We start from the raw sequence: 18,850 nt of genomic DNA on the forward strand, positions 1-18,850 counted from the left end.
TCAAATACCCAAGAAAGCAGGGGAGCTAAACCTTCCACCTGGAATGGGTGGACCGCATACATTTAGTTTTACCCTAAAATGGAAAGAAAAAGACAGGGATTGTCGTATTGGCAGCCATCCTAAAATAGCTTGGGTCCAGCGTTAGAGGATAGGAATGGGGCATCGGTTTTCATCACAAACAACCATCCCCAGCCGGGGAATCCGACGCAGGGGATGGTTTTCTGTTGGTACAATACCGACCGCGCATCCCGCTTGTTTATGCCATGGCATAAGTAAGCAGGATCAGCAGCACGGTGGTGATGGACATGGCCAGCAGCGGACGCCAGGCACCGCGTACATCCTTCAAGTGGACATTCAGGCCAAGTCCGACCATGGCCATGGCAAGAATGAAGGAGGCCGCCTGAGAAATCCAATCCTTGATCGGCAGGGGAATGATCGGTTGTCCGGTAAATTCCCAGCTTCCCAGTACACTCGCTGCCATGAAGCCCAGCAGAAACCAGGGAAACTCCATCCGTGTTTGACTCTGTAAGCGCCCGGTACGCTTCATCCAGACCATGAGCGCAATACTGAGCGGTACGAGCAGAAATACGCGTCCCAGCTTGGCAAGCAGGCTAATCGCAAGGGCGTCCTCCCCTGCCGGAGCGGCTGCGAGTGCCACATGGGCGATTTCATGAAGACTTACGCCCGACCACACGCCGTATTGGGTGTCTGTTAAGGGAAGCAGCGGCTGAACGACGGTATAACCGATAGCAACAATGGTTCCAAGAAAGGCAATCAGCCCTGCCCCAAGCGCAGTGTCCTTCTCCTTTGCCTTGAGGATCGGGGACACGGCAGCAATGGCCGCCGCACCGCATACACCGGTTCCAATGCCGAGCAGGAGGGATAGGGACATATCGGCCTTCAGCCATTTGGCAATCAGCAGGGTAAGAGCGATGGCAAATACGACGCTGATTACATCCCTCATCATTAAACCGAGGCCTTGCAGGAACACGATGCCGATATTCAGCTTTAAGCCATATAGAATGATCGCTAGGCGAAGCAGCCGTTTGGCCGTGAATTGGATTCCAATGCGCAGTCTCTCCGGGTAACCGCGCAGCTGCCGGTATAACGCGGCAATGAGAATCGCCCAGGCGAGCTGGCCAAGGTAGCCAAGGCCCGGCACGCTTGCTAATACGTAACCGATAAGGGCGATGACAAAGGTAAAGGCAATGCCGCCTGCGGCGGCGGGCAGCGTATGCTGTGTCCATCGGATCAGGCGATGGACGTGTTCTTGTGAATTGGAATAGGCTGGCTCTGTCATAAGATGTAACCTCCGATTCGTTCGGTTGGTATGATCCCATCGTAGCTCATTCCATTGGATAAGAAAAATAAATCATTATGATGATCATCATAAGTAAAAAGTTATGATAATATAACTCTTAACCATTCGTGAATATTGCGAACGAAGGAGGCCAAAAGCGTGGATCAACCATTGGAGGTATTCGTTACGGTGGTAGAGAAGGGGAATTTTACCCGTGCAGCCGAGGAGCTGCTGATGACACAGCCCGCGGTAAGTCAATATATCCAAGCGCTCGAGCGGTCCGTCGGCACCAAGCTGCTGGAGAGAACCAATAAATATGTCCGGCTGACGAAAGCCGGTGAGATTGTGTATCATCATGCGAAGGACATTCTGGGTCTGTACACCCGCATGAACACGCTTGTGGACGATTTGATGCATCGGGCAAGCGGCAATCTGTCTATTGGCTCCAGCTACACCTTCGGGGAATATATGCTGCCGCATATGATCGCTTATATGAGGGAGCATTATCCCTTGATCCGCCCATCGATCACGATCGGGAACACCACGGAGGTGGCGGAGATGATATTGCGCCATGAGGCGGATATCGGGATCGTGGAGGGGGATTATCAGGATGAGAAGCTGCATATCGAAGCTTTTGCAGAGGATGACATGGTGGTGATGGTTCCCCGAGACGGGCGGTATGACCATCTCCAGGAGCTGCCGCTGTCCGAGCTTGCGAATGAGACCTGGATTGTCAGGGAAGCCGGATCAGGCACCCGCGAGGCAACGGAGCGGATGTTCTCACGGTATCATATTCACCCTCAGCATATCGTGGAGTTCGGAAGCACCCAGCTGATCAAGGAATCCGTGGAGGCAGGCCTTGGCGTAACGCTGCTGTCTCGATGGGCGGTGCGCAAGGAGGTTCAGCTTGGGACGCTGCATATGCTGGTACCGAACGGCAAGCCGGTGGCCCGGCAGTTCTCCTGGATTACACAGAGGACACCTTATCATACCAAGGCCGTTGAGGTATTTCTCGAGCTTTTGCACCATAAACGCGGTTTCCCCAAAGAAGTCTAAAGAGAGAGAATGATCTCGGTGCAAGAGCATCCCCATTAAGGGGATGTTTTTTTATTCGGACATGATTACAAACGCAATAATTGGTTAAAAATAGATACTAAAATCCTAGAAAAACAAACCATGTAACGAATGATGTGAAAATCGGACGTAAGGGGGGTTAAACGATGAGAACATTTAATACAATTGCTTTGCTGTTATTGATTATCGGGGGCATTAACTGGCTTTTGGTCGGCCTGTTTCAGTACGACCTGGTAGCTGCATTATTTGGAGGACAGAGCTCCGTAGGTTCCCGCATTATCTATACGATTGTCGGTCTGTGTGCATTGTACTCGATCCGCTTCTTTGGTGATGTTACGAATGACGATCGAAATACAGCCAGATAAGTTACATTTAATGACATATAAATGACATAAGTAAAGAGAAAAATCCATACTCTCATAGATGAAAAAAAGCCGTTCCGTATTCGGGAACGGCTTTTTTTCTGTCAAATTCCAAGATTGTCGGTGAGTTGGAACTCTCATGTAAGGTGCAAGATCAACATATACAGTATGAAATTTCCAGTGTTTATAAGGCTTTGCATGCTCTATAGTTAAAGATAAAAACGACATATTTACGGAGTTCGGAAGGAACTCATAAAATAAAGCCAAGCCATTGCAGCGCAAGCATCAGAAGTTAATGATATGACAGATAACATAACACGTCACCTGTCGTCAGCCTCTTTTTTGCGTGAGCAGTGAAAAAGGACTCCTTCACCATTAGGAAAGAGTCCGGAACGATTAGCTAGATAAAGAGAGATGATGGAGGGGAGTGAGGCTGTTACGACTCAGGCAGGTTCCCGCTCTATTTAGGAGCGCGGAATGCTTTGTACATGGCATCCACCAGGCTGTGCGTCGCATCACAGCTGTATTCCCAGAACATGATGCCGGCCAGTCCCTGCTCCTGTATGTATTTGCATTTATGAGTCAGGGACTCGACATCATCGTAAGTGATGAAGCTGCTGCCGTCGAATAAATAAGGCGCTTTGGCTTCGTCGTCCCAGTACCGCTTATATGAAGGTTTATTGAGATATTCGGCAGCGAGCTGAGTATAGGTAGGGCCATAACCACCGGAGGATGGAGCGAGCTGGAGGTAGCCGTTGTTCACATCCGGCACATCCTTCCATTTCCTGGAGTAGAATGCGGCGCCGATCACGATTTTTTCGGGCGGCACACCGGCTAGGGTAAACAAACGGACGGAAGCATCAACGCTGATTCGGAACAGATCGCCGGTGGAGGTGTACAGGTTGGTGTGGTGGCCCGTCAGCGTCTGGAAATTGCCGCGCATGTCGTACGTCATCAGCTGAATGAAGTCGAGATAGGGGTGGATGTCGCCTATTTCGGTGCCATCGATATAATATTGATCGGCTCCGGCCGCGATGGTCAACAGATAGTGCTTCTTGCCCCGTCCGTATTGATCCAGCGTTTCCCGGAGCTCCTTCAGCAGCAGCGTGAAGTTCTCCTTGTCGCTTGGCGATGCCGCCGTTCCGGCGATCGAGTAGCATGGATACTCCCAATCCAGGTCAATGCCGTCGAATGGAAACTCTTGCAGCAGCTTGATCGCCGATTCACATACGCTTTCTCTTCCTTCCGGAGTAGCTGCAGCTTTCGAGAATCCGTCGGAGCCCCAGCCGCCAACAGACAATAGTATGGTTAATTCGGGATTGATGGATTTCAGGCGTTGGGTCTCGTGAATGGTGTTCGTATCGGTATACGTAATCTTGTCTTCTTGGATATGGGCGAAAGCGATGTTCAAGTGAGTGAGCCGCTTGGCATCTTCGGCCGTGATCTCGGATAAGATCTTGCGTCCAGCGTAGCCGGCTAAAATCCAGGATGATGGCTGCATGCGTAATACCTCATTTCTTTTAGAATATGTCAGTTTTGCTTTTACGGCTTATTTTTCCAACTTACGGTCAGATTTGACATCTGTCAAGGATCATCCCAATAGTCTAGATGACAATTTACCGGAGGAAACGGGGTCAAAAACCACATGTTTTCTTACCCGAAAACGACAATGACAAGAGTGGGAAGGGCGTGAAAAGCCCGTCATATCAATGCATAGAGCCATTTCGAGTAGACCATTGAAAATGACATATTTACGGATGGTGCCGCGGTCCATACACTTGGGATGTAAGCGTTAACATTTATAAAGCGGGCGAAAGCCGCACGCTGAGGAGTGGTCAGAAAGGCTCTTTCTTATACATTAAACAGGGGTGCTTTTCCGAACAAAATGGCCGGATTTTCATTAGAAAAGGAGGGGGCAACCTATGCAGCAAGATGGTCAATCCGCCCTGTCGCAAAGCTTATCGGTTAACACGATGCCGAATCGTAAGAAAAATACATTATGGAGGAGGATGATTCGAAACTGGGAGCTGTATTTGTTTATAGCTCCGGCATTTCTGTATTTTGTCATTTTCCATTATGGTCCGATGTACGGGATCCAAATCGCCTTCAAAAACTTCATCCCGACGTTGGGAATAACGGGAAGTCCGTGGGTCGGATTCGACCACTTCGAACGCTTCTTTAACTCTTATTACTTCTGGGACTTGCTCTGGAATACGCTCAGCATCAGCTTGTATGAGCTGGCCATCGGATTTCCGCTGCCCATCATTCTGGCATTGGCCTTCAACGAAGTGAAGGATTCATTCTTCAAGCGTACGGTACAGACCGTCACGTATGCGCCGCATTTTATTTCCGTCGTGGTTATGTCCGGTATGATCATTACCTTCTTGTCGCCTTCGTCCGGCATGATCGTAAATTTTGTGGAAATGCTGGGCTTTCAGCCGCCGCAATTCCTGACAGATCCCGCTTGGTTTAAGACTGTGTACGTGCTGTCTGGCGTCTGGCAGAGCGCGGGCTGGGGTACCATTATCTATCTGGCTGCATTGTCGGGTGTCGATCCGCAGCTGCATGAAGCTGCCGTCGTGGACGGTGCGAGCCGATTCAAACGCATTCTGCATATTAACATTCCGGCGATTGTACCTACGATCACCATCCTGTTGATTCTGAACATGGGCAGCATTTTGGGCGTCGGATTCGAGAAAATCCTGCTGCTGCAGAACCCGCTGAATATGAGCTCTTCCGATGTCATCTCGACTTTTGTTTATCGCTCCGGTCTGGTTGACGCACAGTACAGCTTCTCTACCGCCGTCGGATTGTTCAATTCGGTCATTAATGCGATTCTGCTGATTGCGGTGAACCAAATCGCTCGTCGCACCAGCGAAAACAGCCTGTGGTAGAAGGGGGAATAACATATGTCATCCACGGTAAGGGAAAGCAAAGGGGATAAATTATTCCTGCTATGCAACTACATCTATCTGACGATTGCACTGATTATCGTACTGTACCCGCTGCTGTACATTGTCAGCGCCTCCATCAGTGATCCGAAGTACGTAAGCTCAGGTGAAATGTGGTTGATTCCGAAAGGGATCACGTTTGATGGATATGCCCGGGTGTTTGAGAATGCCAACATTTGGATTGGCTACAAGAACACGATTATTTATACAGTGATAGGTACGATCGTGAATCTGATTGTCACGCTGCCTGCAGCCTATGCGCTAAGCCGCTCCGATTTTGTAGGCAGAGGATTTTTTATGGCGGTGTTCCTGGTTACGATGTTTTTCGGCGGGGGACTGATTCCGAGTTACCTGCTCGTTAAAGATCTTGGCATGGTCAACAGCATGTGGGCGCTTATTCTGCCGGGAGCTGCGTCCATATGGAATATCATTGTGTCCCGGACGTTCTTCCAATCGACCATTCCGAAGGAGCTTCAGGAAGCGGCCCATATCGACGGCTGTACGAACTTCCGGTTATTCATCAAAATCGTACTGCCGCTCTCGATGCCGATTATTGCCGTCATGGCACTTTTCTACGGCGTCGGACATTGGAACAGTTATTTCAGTGCCATGATTTATCTGAACGATGCCGCGAAGTACCCGCTGCAGCTCTTCCTGCGTCAAATCCTGGTTCTTCAGGAGATGGCGGCACAGGGCGGCGGGGCGATTGACGCCTCATCCGCAGCAGCGATGAATTCCAAAGCGGAAATTGCCGCACTGGTCAAATATGCGGTCATTATCGTTGCGACACTTCCGGTTATTGCGGTTTATCCGTTCCTTCAGCGTTACTTTGTGCAGGGTGTTATGATTGGTTCCGTTAAGGGCTGATCTTAAACCATACAATCCACACCAAAAAAGGGGAGTTGTTGTCATGAAAAAGCTTCGCAAGGCATCATCTATTTTACTCTGCCTCACCCTCTCAGCAACCATGCTTGCAGCCTGTGGTTCACCGAAAGGAGACGGCGCTGCTACAGCACCGTCCGGGACGGCCAGTACGGAAGGGGTAAAAAAGGAAGGTTTCCCGATTGTGGATGAGCCGATCACGCTGACGGTCATGTCACAGGATGCCGGTGTAGCCGATTGGAATACGATGCCCGTACTACAAGAGATGGAGAAATTGTCAGGCATCAAGCTGGAATATCAGCTTTCTCCGATAGACAGCTTTGAAACGAAGAAAAATCTGGTGTTTGCGAGCGGAGATTTGCCCGATATGTTTTATGCGGCGGATCTGAAGCCGGCTGAGCAGGTAACTTACGGCAGCCAAGGCATCCTCATTCCGCTGGAGAAGTACATTGACGAAGGCTATGCACCGAACATCAAAAAGATTTTGGATGAAAATCCGGATGTCCGCAAGTCCTTTACGACCCCGGACGGGCATATGTATGCCCTGCCGTTTGTCGATAAGGCTGCCGTATGGTACAGAGGCCCGATGTGGTACAACGGCAAGTTCCTAAAAGCATTAAACGTGTCCGAACCTAAGACTACCGAGGAATTATATACATTCTTGAAACGCGTCAAGGAAGAAGATCCTAACGGAAATGGAAAGAAAGACGAAATTCCGCTGACTTCGGTCAAGCTGGATGACCTGCGTATGTACTTCTTCGGCTTCTGGGGAATGTACAACGAAGGCATCTATTCCGACAAGGACGGAAAAGTGCACTATCCTTACCAGGAAGAAGGCTACAAAGGCTATCTGACGTTCATGAACCGTCTGTGGAAGGAAGAACTGCTGGATCATGAAACCTTCTCGCAAACAGGCGATCAGAAAAAAGCCAAGGGAGAAAACAATCAGCTGGCCCTGTTTAACGACTACCATGCGTACTTCACGCTCGGTGGCGAGCCGAGCAGCGAGCATCCGCTCATGACGCCGGTGAAGAGTGAAATCGCCGACTCTCCTGTATACGGTATGCACCCTGGTATGTCGGCAAGAGGCACCTTCGCCATTTCGAGCAGCAACCCGGCTCCGGAAGCGACCATGCGCTGGATCGATTACCTGTACAGCTATGAAGGCGCCACGCTGTTTAACCAAGGGCCTGAAGGCACATTGTGGAAATTCAAGGATGAGGCAAACCGCGTGAAAGAATGGCTCCCAGTGCCAGGCGGCGGAGATCGTGAAGAATATCGCGGCAAAATCACGCCGAACTACGGTATTTTGACGCCTGGCGTCAATGATCCGGATGTTGCGAAAGGTCTTCGCACCGAATTTGATGAGTGGATCGATCAGCAGAATCAAGAGAAGCTGGTGCCGATCGGTAAATCACCGTTCCCTAACGTTTATTTGACGAATGAAGAGCAGAGCGAGGCAACCGCGCTGTTGTCCGATTTGGAAACGTACGTGAAACAGATGGAAGCCAAATTCGTGACAGGCCAAGAGCCGCTTGAAAATTGGGATAAATACGTAGCACAAGTCAAGAAAATGGGCAGCGACCGTCTCGTCGAGCTTTATCAAGGCGCATATGATCGCTGGAATGCCGAGCAATAATCAGATGCATAGATGAAAAACAAAGAGCCAACGTATCCCGGTCGATTCATGACCGGGGGTTGGCTATTGTTTTTAGGGGGCAGGCGAAGGCCCGTTCCAACGGTCTTCAAAGATATCGTTATCAACAAATGACTATTGGAGGTACACCATGTCGGAGAACAAGCTGGTAGAGGAAGAACAAGCGGTAGTGGAGCAGGGCGTGCACAATTTCAGCAGTGAGGACAAATGGGTCAAGCCGGAGGATCCGCTGCTCCTGGAACGCCTGGAATGGTTCAAGGACCAGAAGCTGGGCCTGATGATGCATTGGGGACCGTATTCCCAGCTGGGCCTTGTTGAATCATGGGCACTGAGTGATAAAGACGCGGATTGGTCGCGTGACGGCATTGACTGGGATATCGAAGCGGAGGAGCTTAAGCGGCAGTATTTCGACCTGAACAAGACGTTCAACCCGCTTCGCTTTCAGCCTGATCTGTGGGCTGACCTGGCAGCCGATAACGGCTTCAAATATTTGAACTTTACCACCAAGCATCATGACGGATTCTGCATGTGGGATACGCATACAACCGATTACCGTGTCACCGGAACGGAATGTCCGTTCCATAGGCATAAATACGCCGATATCACGAAGGAGCTGTTCGAGGCATTTCGTGCCAAGGGACTCGGCATCTCCGCTTATTTCTCGAAGGCCGACTGGCATACGCCATACTACTGGGCCCCGGGAATGGAGGCCGGAAGCTTTACGTCACGCGGTCCAAGCTACGACCCGAAGAAATACCCGTGGCTGTGGGAACAGTTTGTCCAGTTTACCCATGAGCAGATCATGGAGCTGATGACCCGTTACGGCCGCATCGATGTGCTGTGGCTGGATGCAGGCTGGGTGAACGATTACCGGGACCAGAATATCCGGCTGGGTGAAGTGGTAGAGAAGGCGCGTGAGATTCAGCCTTGGCTCCTCTCGGCGGACCGTACGGTCGGCGGGCCTTACGAGAATCTGATTACGCCGGAGCAGACCCTCCCTGAGCGAGCCCTTCATGTGCCTTGGGAGAGCTGTATCACGATGGGAACTTCCTTCTCTTTCCGCTACGAAGATCGTTATAAAACGGTGCGTCAGCTCATTCATCTGTTGGTCGAGATCGTGGCCAAAGGCGGAAATCTCGCGCTCAATGTGGGTCCGCAGCCGGACGGAAGGCTGCCCGAGACGGCTATTTCACGAATGAAGGGCATGGGCGCATGGCTGAAAGTTTATGGAGAAGCCATTTATGGCACACGTATCTGCGAGCCGTATTCCTCCGGCGCGGTCCAGTTTACCCAAAAAGACGATACGACCTATGCCATCCATCTGTATCGAAATGAGCAAGAAGCCGTCCCTGAGGAGCTGCACATTCCAATTCAAACGGCGTTCAGCCGCATTGATCTGGTCGGGGGTCAGGAGGCGCTGGATTATCGCCGCACGGACGGTGGCGTTGCGGTTCGTCTTCCGGATCAGGAACGTCAGGGACCGGCGCCGATTGCGCACGTACTGCGGTTTCGTTAAGAAGCGGTTTATATAAACGTATTTTTCACTTACCAAGGACTTTAAGAAGAGGTGTGGACAAAAAATGCAGAAATGGTTCGAAGAAGCCAAGCTGGGCATCTTCATTCACTATGGCATTTATGCTGTGGAGGGGGTCTCGGAATCCTGGTCCTTCTATAATGGGAGGATCACTTACGACGAGTACATGAAGCAGCTGGACGGTTTTACGGCATCGAAATTCAATGCGGAGAAATGGGCGGATTTGATCGAGAAATCCGGTGCCCAGTATGCCGTGCTGACAACGAAGCACCATGATGGCGTTGCGCTGTGGGATACGCAGTACAGCGATCTCAACGTGGTCAAGCGGACGCCGGCAAATCGGGACATCGTGCGGGAGTATGCCGAAGCGATCAGGGAGAAGGGGATTCACCTGGGCATGTACTTCTCTCTGATTGATTGGTCGCATCCGGATTATCCGAGCGTGTTCGAAGGAGGCAGGGTACCGGAGGATCTCAGCGGGGTCAACCCGCACACCAGTCCCGTGGACGGTGTTCAGGATCAGGAGAAGTGGCAGAAATTCCTGGAGTTTAATAACAACCAGCTGCGGGAGATCCTGACGAATTACGGGAAGGTGGATCTGCTGTGGTTCGACGGCGATTGGGAACGGAGTGCCGAGCAGTGGAATCTGCCGGAGTTCAAGCATTACCTGCGATCCTTCAATCCGGACATCATTATCAACTCGCGCCTGCAGGGCCACGGTGATTATAAAACGCCGGAGCAGGGCATTCCGATCACGAGACCGCAGGGACCTTGGGAATTCTGCACGACAATCAACAGTTCGTGGGGTTATGTGCCGACCGATCATAAATACAAATCATTGAACCAGATCATTCGGATGTTCTGCGACTGCATCTCGATGGGCGGCAATATGCTGCTGGATATCGGTCCGCGCGAGGACGGCACCATCGATCCAAGGCAGGAGGACATTCTGCTTGGGCTGGGAGCATGGATCCGGACCCATGAGGAGGCCGTATTCGGAACGGGCGAGGGCATTATGACCCGCTATTATCTGGGGGGAAGCACGATTTCCGAGGACAGAAAGACATTGTACCTGTTTGTTTATGACGATCCGAAAGAGAATGTGTGCATCAAGGGGCTGTGCAACCCGATCAAGAAAATTACCGTGCTGCATTCCGGCAAAGAGCTTACCCACGAGATCCATGGGGGTGTGCCTTGGTTCAATATCCCGGGGACGACGTGGATCAAGATGACTCCTGAAGACGCGCATGAGCAGGTGACGGTTCTTAAGCTGGAGTTTGACGAAGAGCTGGAGATGTACGGCGGCTCGGGAGCCGTAGTCACGCATAACTAACCATCACGGGGAGGGAGCGCTTGATAAGTGCGCATTCCTCCCTCATGAAGCGGAGAGAATGACATGAACAGAAGTGGAGTGCCGGAGCCGAGGATTGAGTATGCTCCCAAGCATTATATATGCAAGCGTGCGGGGCAGCCGCTCGTGCTGGACGGCCGCGTGGATAAGGCGTTCTGGGATGCGGCGGAGTGGACCGACGATTTCGTTGATATCGAAGGGGATCTTCGTCCGAAGCCGGGAAAACGGACCCGGGTCAAAATGCTGTGGGACGACGACTATTTTTATTTTGCCGCCGAGCTGATCGAGGATCAGATATGGGCGACGTTGACGGAACGCGATTCGGTTATTTTCTATGATAATGACTTTGAAATATTCATTGATCCGGACGGAGACAGCCATCAATATTATGAATTCGAGATCAATGCCTTGAACACCGTGTGGGACTTGCTGCTCGTGAAACCGTACCGGGATGGCGGACCTCCGGTCAACGGCTGGGACATCAGCGGTCTTAAGACGGCGGTGTTTATCGACGGGGAGTTGAACCGACCGGGCGCCGATAACCGGAAATGGAGCGTGGAGGTGGCGATTCCTTGGGCTAGTCTCAAGGAATGTGCCGAAGGCGGCCGCCGTCCTGCGCCGGGTGAGTTCTGGCGCGTCAACTTCTCGCGCGTGGAATGGCAGACCGAGGTACAGGACGGCGAATATCGCAAGGTGCTGAATCCGGAGACAGGCAAGCCTTATCCGGAGGATAATTGGGTATGGTCGCCGATGGGCATCATCAATATGCATTACCCGGAGCTGTGGGGTTACGTCGTATTCGCCGATGGCGAGGGGCACCAGCCGTTTAAGCTTCCGGAGGACGAACGGATCAAATGGGAGCTGCGCAGGCTCTATTACCGGCTGCGTAATTACTATGAAGCCCATGGTGAATTTACGCAGGAAACGAAGCAGCTCATGGGCGAGGATTCATGGAGCATCCAGCCCGTGATTGAAACGACCCGGAGCCTGTTCCAGATTAGCGCGCCTTCATCGGACGGAACGGCTATCATCTGCATTCGGGAAGACGGAAAGTTATGGAGGGAGTGAACGGAGGATGACCAGCCAAACCATGGTGTTCTCGCTGGATTCGCAGACGCTGGAGCGGATCGAGCACAAGTTTCAGGAGAAGATCATTTTTGCGGAAGCCCGCAAGGATAAGCTGTTTCATGTTTTTGAGCAGGAACTGACCGATGAAGAGATTTGGGCCCTGAAATATTTGTTTGCTTACATGCCGGTGAACGACATGGCCGACTATGATGGAGAATTGTTCTTGAATCATGTGCGCCAAGCCCTGGACATCCGTAAGCGCGTGCCTTGGGGCGAGCGCGTGCCGGATCATCTGTTCCTGCATTTTGTGCTTCCTTACCGGGTTAATACGGAGAATATTGAGGATTACCGTGGTATTCTCTACAACGAATTGGCCGAACGGACGGCGAAGTTATCGATGGCGGATGCCATTCTGGAAACCAATTATTGGTGCCATGAGAAGGCAACCTACATCGGCAGCGATCTGCGAACCATTTCGCCGCTGACGATGATCCGGAACGCACGCGGACGCTGTGGCGAGGAGTCCACCCTGGCGGTGGCCGCGCTTCGTAGCATCGGCATCCCCGCGCGTCAGGTCTATACGCCGCGCTGGGCTCATTGCGACAGCAACCATGCCTGGGTGGAAGCATGGGCAGACGGCCAGTGGTATTACATCGGGGCATGCGAACCGGAAGCCCGCTTGAATCAAGGCTGGTTCAGTCCGCCGGCACGCAGGGCGATGCTGATCAATACGCGAATTTTTGCCGATTACCCCGGTCCGGAGGATATTACCCTATGCGAAAAGGGGTTTACGGAGATTAATTTGCTGGAGAACTATGCACCGGCTCGAACCCTTTACGTGAGCGTGAAGGATAAGCAGGGAGAGCCTGTATCCGGCGCAAGCATTCGATTTGAGCTGTATAATATGGCTGAGTTTTATCCGATTGCCGAAATCAAGACCGATGAGCAAGGGAAGGCTTCCTTTAAGACCGGTTATGGCGACCTCTTGGTTCGTGCGGTCAGCGGCGGCAAGTGGAGTGAAGTCCTGTTCAAGGCCCAGGACGGCGGACATATCGAACTTGTCCTTGATTCATCCGAACAGCCGTCAGGGATCGTGGATTTCGATATGGTTCCTCCACCGGAAGGAGAAGGGGACGCCGCGACGGCGTTATCCGAGGAGAAGAGCCAGGCTCATAACCACCGTCTGGAGGAAGGGACGAAGGTCCGGACTGAATATGAGGGTACATTCCTGAGCGAAGAAGAGGCGTTCACACTAGCCCAGTCATCAGGACTGCCTCCCGAGCGGGTGTGGGACGTCCTTCGAAAAGCCAGAGGCAACAGCAAGGAAATCGCCGCGTTCCTGGAGGAGCGTTCCGGCGAATATGGCGAGTGGCCGCTGCGGCTGCTGGAGTCGCTGAACGAAAAGGATTTGATTGATACCTTCCGGCCTACGCTGGATGATCATCTGATGGGTGCCCTCTCACAGCGTGGACAGTGGGATGAGGATACCTTCGTGAAGTACATCCTGTGTCCGCGGGTTTCTTATGAAATGCTGGTTCCGTATCGCCGTGTATTCGTTGATGCCTTTACGGAGGCGGAGACTGCGGCATTCAGGAAGGATCCTTCTACGGTTGCCGGGCATTTGGAGCAGGGCTATGCCTATGCTGAGGACCTTCCCAACCTGAAGGGTAAGGGAAATCCGGCAGGCACGTACAGTCTCATGAAGGGAGACGAGCAGTCGCTGGACATTCTGTTTGTGGCTGTATGCCGTAGTCTGGGGATTCCCGCCCGACTGCATCCGAGCGAGCAGAAGCCGCAGTACTTACGTGATGGAAGCTGGGAAGATGCAGCCTTCCGTCTGGACTCCCCTCGGAATCAGGAGAGCTCAAGCTGGGGGATGCTGCAGCTTCTCAGGGATCCGGAGGTTTCGCAGGATACGCCGGCCGCATCCTATGCCGAGAACTTTACCTTCGCCCGCCTGGAAGACGGCGTGTACAAAACGCTGGTGTATCCTTATGGCAGCACCGACGTTTACGACGAGCCGTATGAGGTTGAGCCGGGTTCGTACCGTCTAACGTCGGGCATCCGGCTGAAGGACGGAACGGTAAGAGTGCGCTTCACGTACTTTACCGTTTGTGCCGGAGACACCACGCGCGTGGCGCTGACCTATCGTGAGACGGCGGTCGACATTCCGGTGCTGGGCAAACTGGCGCCGGGCAGTACGCTTACCCGATTAGACGGAACGGGAGCGGATCTTAAGGATCTTCTGGGGTCCGAGGGCGCTATCGCTGCCTGGATCGAACCGGAGCGGGAGCCGACCAAGCATCTGTTCCGCGAGCTCAGCGAGCTGGCCGAGCCGCTGGATAAGCTGGGATTGCCGATTGTGCTGGTAATCGGGGATGCGGAATGGACGGCTTCCTTTGATCCGGCAAGCTATCCGAAGCTGCCGGCACGCACCATGTTTGTACGGGATTCCAGTTACGCTTCCTTGTCGGGTTTCATCCCGAATCCTGCAGCCCATGAAGCCGGTTATCCTCATCTGTTCGTCCTGGACCGTCAGGATCAAATCCGTTACACGGCTTCCGGATACAAGATCGGCACCGGGAAGGAAGCCCTGCAGATTGCATCCGCGATATTACAACCCTAGAAGGGATCGGAGTGAAGAGTAATGACGAAGTATATTACGGCGGGATACGCCGTCGATTCGGTTCTTCCCGACATGACACATGAGGATCTATCGAAGTTGACGCATTTGAACGTGGCTTTCGGCCATGTCAAGAACGATGAGATCACGACCGAGCATCTGAAGAATGGCGAGGTTGTCCGGAACATCAAACGGGACCACCCGGATCTTACGGTGCTGCTGTCCGTTGGCGGCTGGAGTGCGGGCGGTTTCTCGGAAGCTGCCTCAACCGAAACGGGAAGGGGCAGCATGGCCGCTTCCGCCATACGGGTGCTGGAGGAATACCCTTTTGACGGGATCGACCTGGACTGGGAGTATCCTTGTTACGGCGAGGCCGGCATAGCGTCCAGCCCGGACGATAAACGGAATTTCACCCTGCTGCTCCAGACGATCCGGGAGGCGCTGGATGCCAAGGGCTCCCAGGATGGCCGGCATTATCTGCTTACGATTGCGGCGGGGGCTGACCAGTACTATGTAGATGGCACAGAGATGGCCGAGGTGCAGCGGTACCTGGATTTTGTACAGCTGATGACCTATGATATGCGAGGCGGATTTCAGGTCCTGACTGGACATCATACGAATCTGTATACGCCAACCGGTGATTTGTTCCGAATCAGTACGGATGCTTCCGTGAACCTGTTCGTCCAAGCCGGCGTCCCGAAGGAGAAGATCGTCATCGGTGCCGCATTCTACTCCCGCGTATGGAATGAAGTGCCGGACCGGAACAACGGCCTTCACCAAATGGCCGGCAGCACGGGCGGCTATGGTCCGGCCTTTGCCGAGCTAACTGCGGATTACATCAACAAGAACGGCTACGTTCGTTATTGGGATGAGGAAGCCTGTGCACCGTACCTCTTTAATGGCTCCAGCCTGATTTCTTATGACGATGAGGAATCGATTCAGTGCAAATGCGATTATGTGAAGGAACAAGGCTTGGCCGGGATTATGTTCTGGGAATACGGATGCGACCCGACCCATCGCCTGTTGGGCGCTATGCATCAAGGACTTCAGAGCAACCCTGTTGGGAAATAGGAAAAGCTGGCGGTGCGTGATCATCGGATCGCTCGATATGAGTTTAAAACATACGAAAACCTCCCCTGATTGCTCAGGGGAGGTTTCTGTTTTATCCGGCAAAACCGGCACTCTTATTCGCCAGGTCCGAATCGTAATCCAACGCACTCCACGAGGCCGACGTCCGAATCGTAATCCAACGCACTCCACGACGCCGACGTCCGAAGTCGTTATCCGACGCATTCCTCGACGCCAACGTCGGAAACCGTTATCCGATGTACTCCTCGTCGTCATCATCCGCGGAGTCGGCAGCGTTGGGGCTGTGCATTTTGCGATATTGGCCAGGCGTGTAACCTGTTTCTTTCTTGAATTTACGAATGAAGTTCGGCGTATCCAGGTAACCGACCCGGGTGATGATATCCTTCAATGGATCGGTTGTGTGCAGCAGCAGCCGGATGACCTCATCGATTCGTTTCTGCCAGATGTATTGGGTGAAATTCATGCCGATCTTCTCCTTGAAGGAGCGGCTGAAATACGATGAAGAGATAGAGAATTTGGACGAGATCGTACCCAGGCTGAGGTCGTAATCGGTGAAATTAGCGTCGATATAAGCGACGATTTCATCCATCAGGGAGCTCTCTTCCGTCTCGCTTTTCGCCTCGACATGGGCGCAGATTTCCGCGGCAAGGCCTGCCAGCTTCTTCTCCAAATCCTCCAGCGAGTCATAGGAAGTGACCCGTGGCAGTTGATTGACTACATGATGGATGCCAAGCTCGGACGCGGTCTTCAGCATCGTATTCAGAATATCGAAGCAAATGCAGCGCAGCAGCGGTACGGACGGCATTTCCGTCTTCAGGTTATTCAATGCGGTGGATACCATCTGAACCGCCACATCGTAACTGCCCTGCTTCAAGCTCTGAACCAGCTTCAGCAGCACATCCTTAGGGACCCAGAAGGACGAATCCTGCGCACCGGAACCCGAAAGAGCGTTGAAGAAGGTGCTGCTGCCCTGTCCATGCAGCATGGATGCTTCCAGCGCGGTCGTTGCCTCAATGAAGGATTGATTCAACTGCTCCGGGTAGCTGTAGCGGTTGCCTACCCCAATCGCGGGAGAGACGCCGGTGTGCTCGGCAGCGATCGATTGCAGGGCCAGGGCGATCGGCTCCATCCGGGCGTTAAGGCTCGCCTCATGCCCGGTTTCCGCATCAAATCCGACGATGAGGGCCAACTGATCAGGCTGCGGCAGCTCCACTCCATAGGCGTATGCGGAAAATGCCGTCAGCTCCACATCGTTCATCAGCTGCATGACAGGCCGCCGTTCCGGATTGTCTCCAATGGGAAGGGCGTGCGCCTCCCAGCCCATGGTTACAACAAAATAATGGGAGCGGCTGAAGCGAATGCCCAGCTTCTCCGTATACTCGGCCGGGAATTCCCCGGTATGGCCGTGCTTCAGCAGCATGAGCAGAATATGATTTCGGGCATAGGGCTCTTGGAGATCGACGCGCTGGCTGTAATCATGCAGCGTCTTCTTGATCCATTCCAGCTCGTTGCTGGGTGTGGACGGTTCGGGATCATTCTTCAAGCGAATGAATTCCATCAAATCCGAAATCGGATGGTATTGCCTGCGGGCCAGCATAATCGCCAGAATGGTGCCCATCATCACCACGAAGGAGAATACCAGAACGATAAAAGTGCGAATATGAACGATGCGGCCGAAAAATTGGTTGCTTGGCATCGCGGTGACATAAGTCCAGCCCGCGTCGGATTTGACGGACACAACCGAATGGGGCTCTTGGTTCAACGAAAGGCTGTGCGTTCCCGGCTCAAGCGAGAACAGCGCGTTGACTTCCTGCTCGGTAATGGTCTCTCCTTTGTAATTGGCAGCCAGGACTTGTCCGTAATTATCGAAAATATAAGTCATCCCATGATAATCGCTGAGGATGGAGTCGATCAATCCCGTTAGATTGGATTCGTGGATAAAGTACATGACGGTGCCGTGAGCCGGCGTATTGTTGGGTGCGATTGGCACAAGGTATGCCAGCATGGAATTCTGGGTTTTGGTGCCTTGCACGACTTGTTCCGCCGGACGCATGGTCGGGATCTGGACGGAGTTTAAATCCCGGACCATCTCCGTTTCGTTCCAGCTCTTGAATTTGTAGCGGTCGGTGAAGACGTTCAGGTTCTCAAAGCCCTGGGACGAGTAAATGCTGTTATCTCCGCGGAAGAAGAGGAACAGCTCATCGATGATGGAACTGGTGGCTTTGTATTTGACCAAGGCTCCGATGGATTCCCGGCTGTAGTAAGGATGGTGAGTCCAATAGCGGGTCAGCTGCTCGTCATAGGCGATTCGAAAGGCGATGTCCTGCAGCTCCTTCATGCGCTCGTCGATGACGGTTTTAGCCTGGGTCAGTTGATTGACGTTGGTCTGCTCGATCTCGGAACGGAGCGTATCCACGGCATTGTGGTAAATGATGATGGTTAATATAACAAGAGGTATCAGGAAAATGGATATGTAGGACAGTGTGTATTTAAGCAGAAGCTTGGACTTGAAGTGATTCCATTTCATATCTGCAACCTCCCGGTATTTTAAGATTATGGAATGATAAGTTTACAGCGAAGCTGAACCATTCGATAATCGCAAGAAAAACTCCTCTGGGCATAAGTCTATCATCTGTGAAGGTACGTCGATAGACGTTTGACCTTTTCCACCATCTGATAGCGCTATCATAAATAAAGGCAAGGCTGTAGCTTTCATAATGAGCCGCCGGATGTTCCTAATGAAAATACTAGGAGAACTTGACTAATAAATCAATGGATCATTGCTAAAATTAATTGGAAACATGCCAAAAATTCAAAATCGGAATGTAAATAACGAAGGTAATGCATGCTTATAGGCCGTTGCCGGGTTGCTTCAATGGACGGGCTTGTCTTATCATTGCATACGTTGCTTGAAAAAACCGGAGCCGCTGCGGCTCCGGTTGATTTGGTTTAGGCTGAG

General features: G+C 52.3%; 13 protein-coding genes. 10 read left to right on the plus strand and 3 right to left on the minus strand.

Annotation, left to right across the window (positions count from 1 at the left end; genetic code table 11):
* Positions 1–256: 256 nt before the first annotated feature.
* A complete protein-coding gene (locus OHJ21_RS29505) occupies positions 257–1,300 on the minus strand; it encodes a YeiH family protein (RefSeq protein ID WP_326111060.1) in 1,044 nt (347 codons plus the stop codon).
* Between the two features lie 159 nt (positions 1,301–1,459).
* On the opposite strand from OHJ21_RS29505, the gene OHJ21_RS29510 reads away from it, so the two are divergent.
* Positions 1,460–2,356, plus strand: coding sequence for a LysR family transcriptional regulator (locus OHJ21_RS29510; RefSeq protein ID WP_100541077.1), 897 nt, complete (start codon positions 1,460–1,462; stop codon positions 2,354–2,356).
* A 164-nt stretch (positions 2,357–2,520) separates the two neighbouring features.
* The gene (locus tag OHJ21_RS29515) at positions 2,521–2,739 is read left to right on the plus strand and encodes a DUF378 domain-containing protein (RefSeq protein WP_100541076.1); all 219 of its coding nucleotides are present in this window, start codon (positions 2,521–2,523) and stop codon (positions 2,737–2,739) included.
* Between the two features lie 457 nt (positions 2,740–3,196).
* On the opposite strand, the gene OHJ21_RS29520 is transcribed toward OHJ21_RS29515, so the two are convergent.
* Entirely contained in the window at positions 3,197–4,237 is a 1,041-nt protein-coding gene (locus OHJ21_RS29520) for a glycoside hydrolase family 18 protein (RefSeq protein ID WP_486021952.1), read from the minus strand.
* Positions 4,238–4,658: 421 nt separating this feature from the next.
* Between OHJ21_RS29520 and OHJ21_RS29525 the strand changes: the two genes are divergently transcribed.
* From OHJ21_RS29525 to OHJ21_RS29560, 8 genes are all read left to right on the plus strand, one after another.
* A complete protein-coding gene (locus tag OHJ21_RS29525) occupies positions 4,659–5,630 on the plus strand; it encodes an ABC transporter permease (RefSeq protein ID WP_100541074.1) in 972 nt (323 codons plus the stop codon).
* 15 nt (positions 5,631–5,645) lie between these two features.
* Positions 5,646–6,554: a carbohydrate ABC transporter permease gene (locus tag OHJ21_RS29530; RefSeq protein ID WP_071218756.1), complete on the plus strand. Its 909-nt coding sequence runs from the start codon at positions 5,646–5,648 to the stop codon at positions 6,552–6,554.
* A 43-nt stretch (positions 6,555–6,597) separates the two neighbouring features.
* On the plus strand, positions 6,598–8,208 hold the full coding sequence (locus tag OHJ21_RS29535; RefSeq protein WP_071218757.1) for an extracellular solute-binding protein: 1,611 nt from the start codon (positions 6,598–6,600) through the stop codon (positions 8,206–8,208).
* 148 nt (positions 8,209–8,356) lie between these two features.
* Entirely contained in the window at positions 8,357–9,742 is a 1,386-nt protein-coding gene (locus OHJ21_RS29540) for an alpha-L-fucosidase (RefSeq protein ID WP_486021954.1), read from the plus strand.
* Positions 9,743–9,806: 64 nt separating this feature from the next.
* Complete coding sequence (locus OHJ21_RS29545) at positions 9,807–11,093, plus strand: alpha-L-fucosidase (protein WP_486021956.1); 1,287 nt, start codon at positions 9,807–9,809, stop codon at positions 11,091–11,093.
* Between the two features lie 63 nt (positions 11,094–11,156).
* Positions 11,157–12,179, plus strand: a complete 1,023-nt coding sequence (locus OHJ21_RS29550) for a carbohydrate-binding family 9-like protein (RefSeq protein ID WP_486021958.1) — start codon at positions 11,157–11,159, stop codon at positions 12,177–12,179.
* Positions 12,180–12,186: 7 nt separating this feature from the next.
* Positions 12,187–14,805, plus strand: coding sequence for a transglutaminase domain-containing protein (locus OHJ21_RS29555; RefSeq protein WP_486021960.1), 2,619 nt, complete (start codon positions 12,187–12,189; stop codon positions 14,803–14,805).
* A 21-nt stretch (positions 14,806–14,826) separates the two neighbouring features.
* The gene (locus OHJ21_RS29560; protein WP_486021962.1) at positions 14,827–15,873 is read left to right on the plus strand and encodes a glycoside hydrolase family 18 protein; all 1,047 of its coding nucleotides are present in this window, start codon (positions 14,827–14,829) and stop codon (positions 15,871–15,873) included.
* 247 nt (positions 15,874–16,120) lie between these two features.
* Here OHJ21_RS29560 and OHJ21_RS29565 read toward each other — a convergent pair whose 3' ends face one another.
* Entirely contained in the window at positions 16,121–18,418 is a 2,298-nt protein-coding gene (locus tag OHJ21_RS29565; RefSeq protein ID WP_486021964.1) for a helix-turn-helix domain-containing protein, read from the minus strand.
* Positions 18,419–18,850: the final 432 nt, after the last annotated feature.

Source organism: Virgibacillus sp. LDC1, assembly GCF_025792345.1.
In the GTDB taxonomy this organism is placed as follows: domain Bacteria; phylum Bacillota; class Bacilli; order Paenibacillales; family Paenibacillaceae; genus Paenibacillus_AQ; species Paenibacillus_AQ lautus.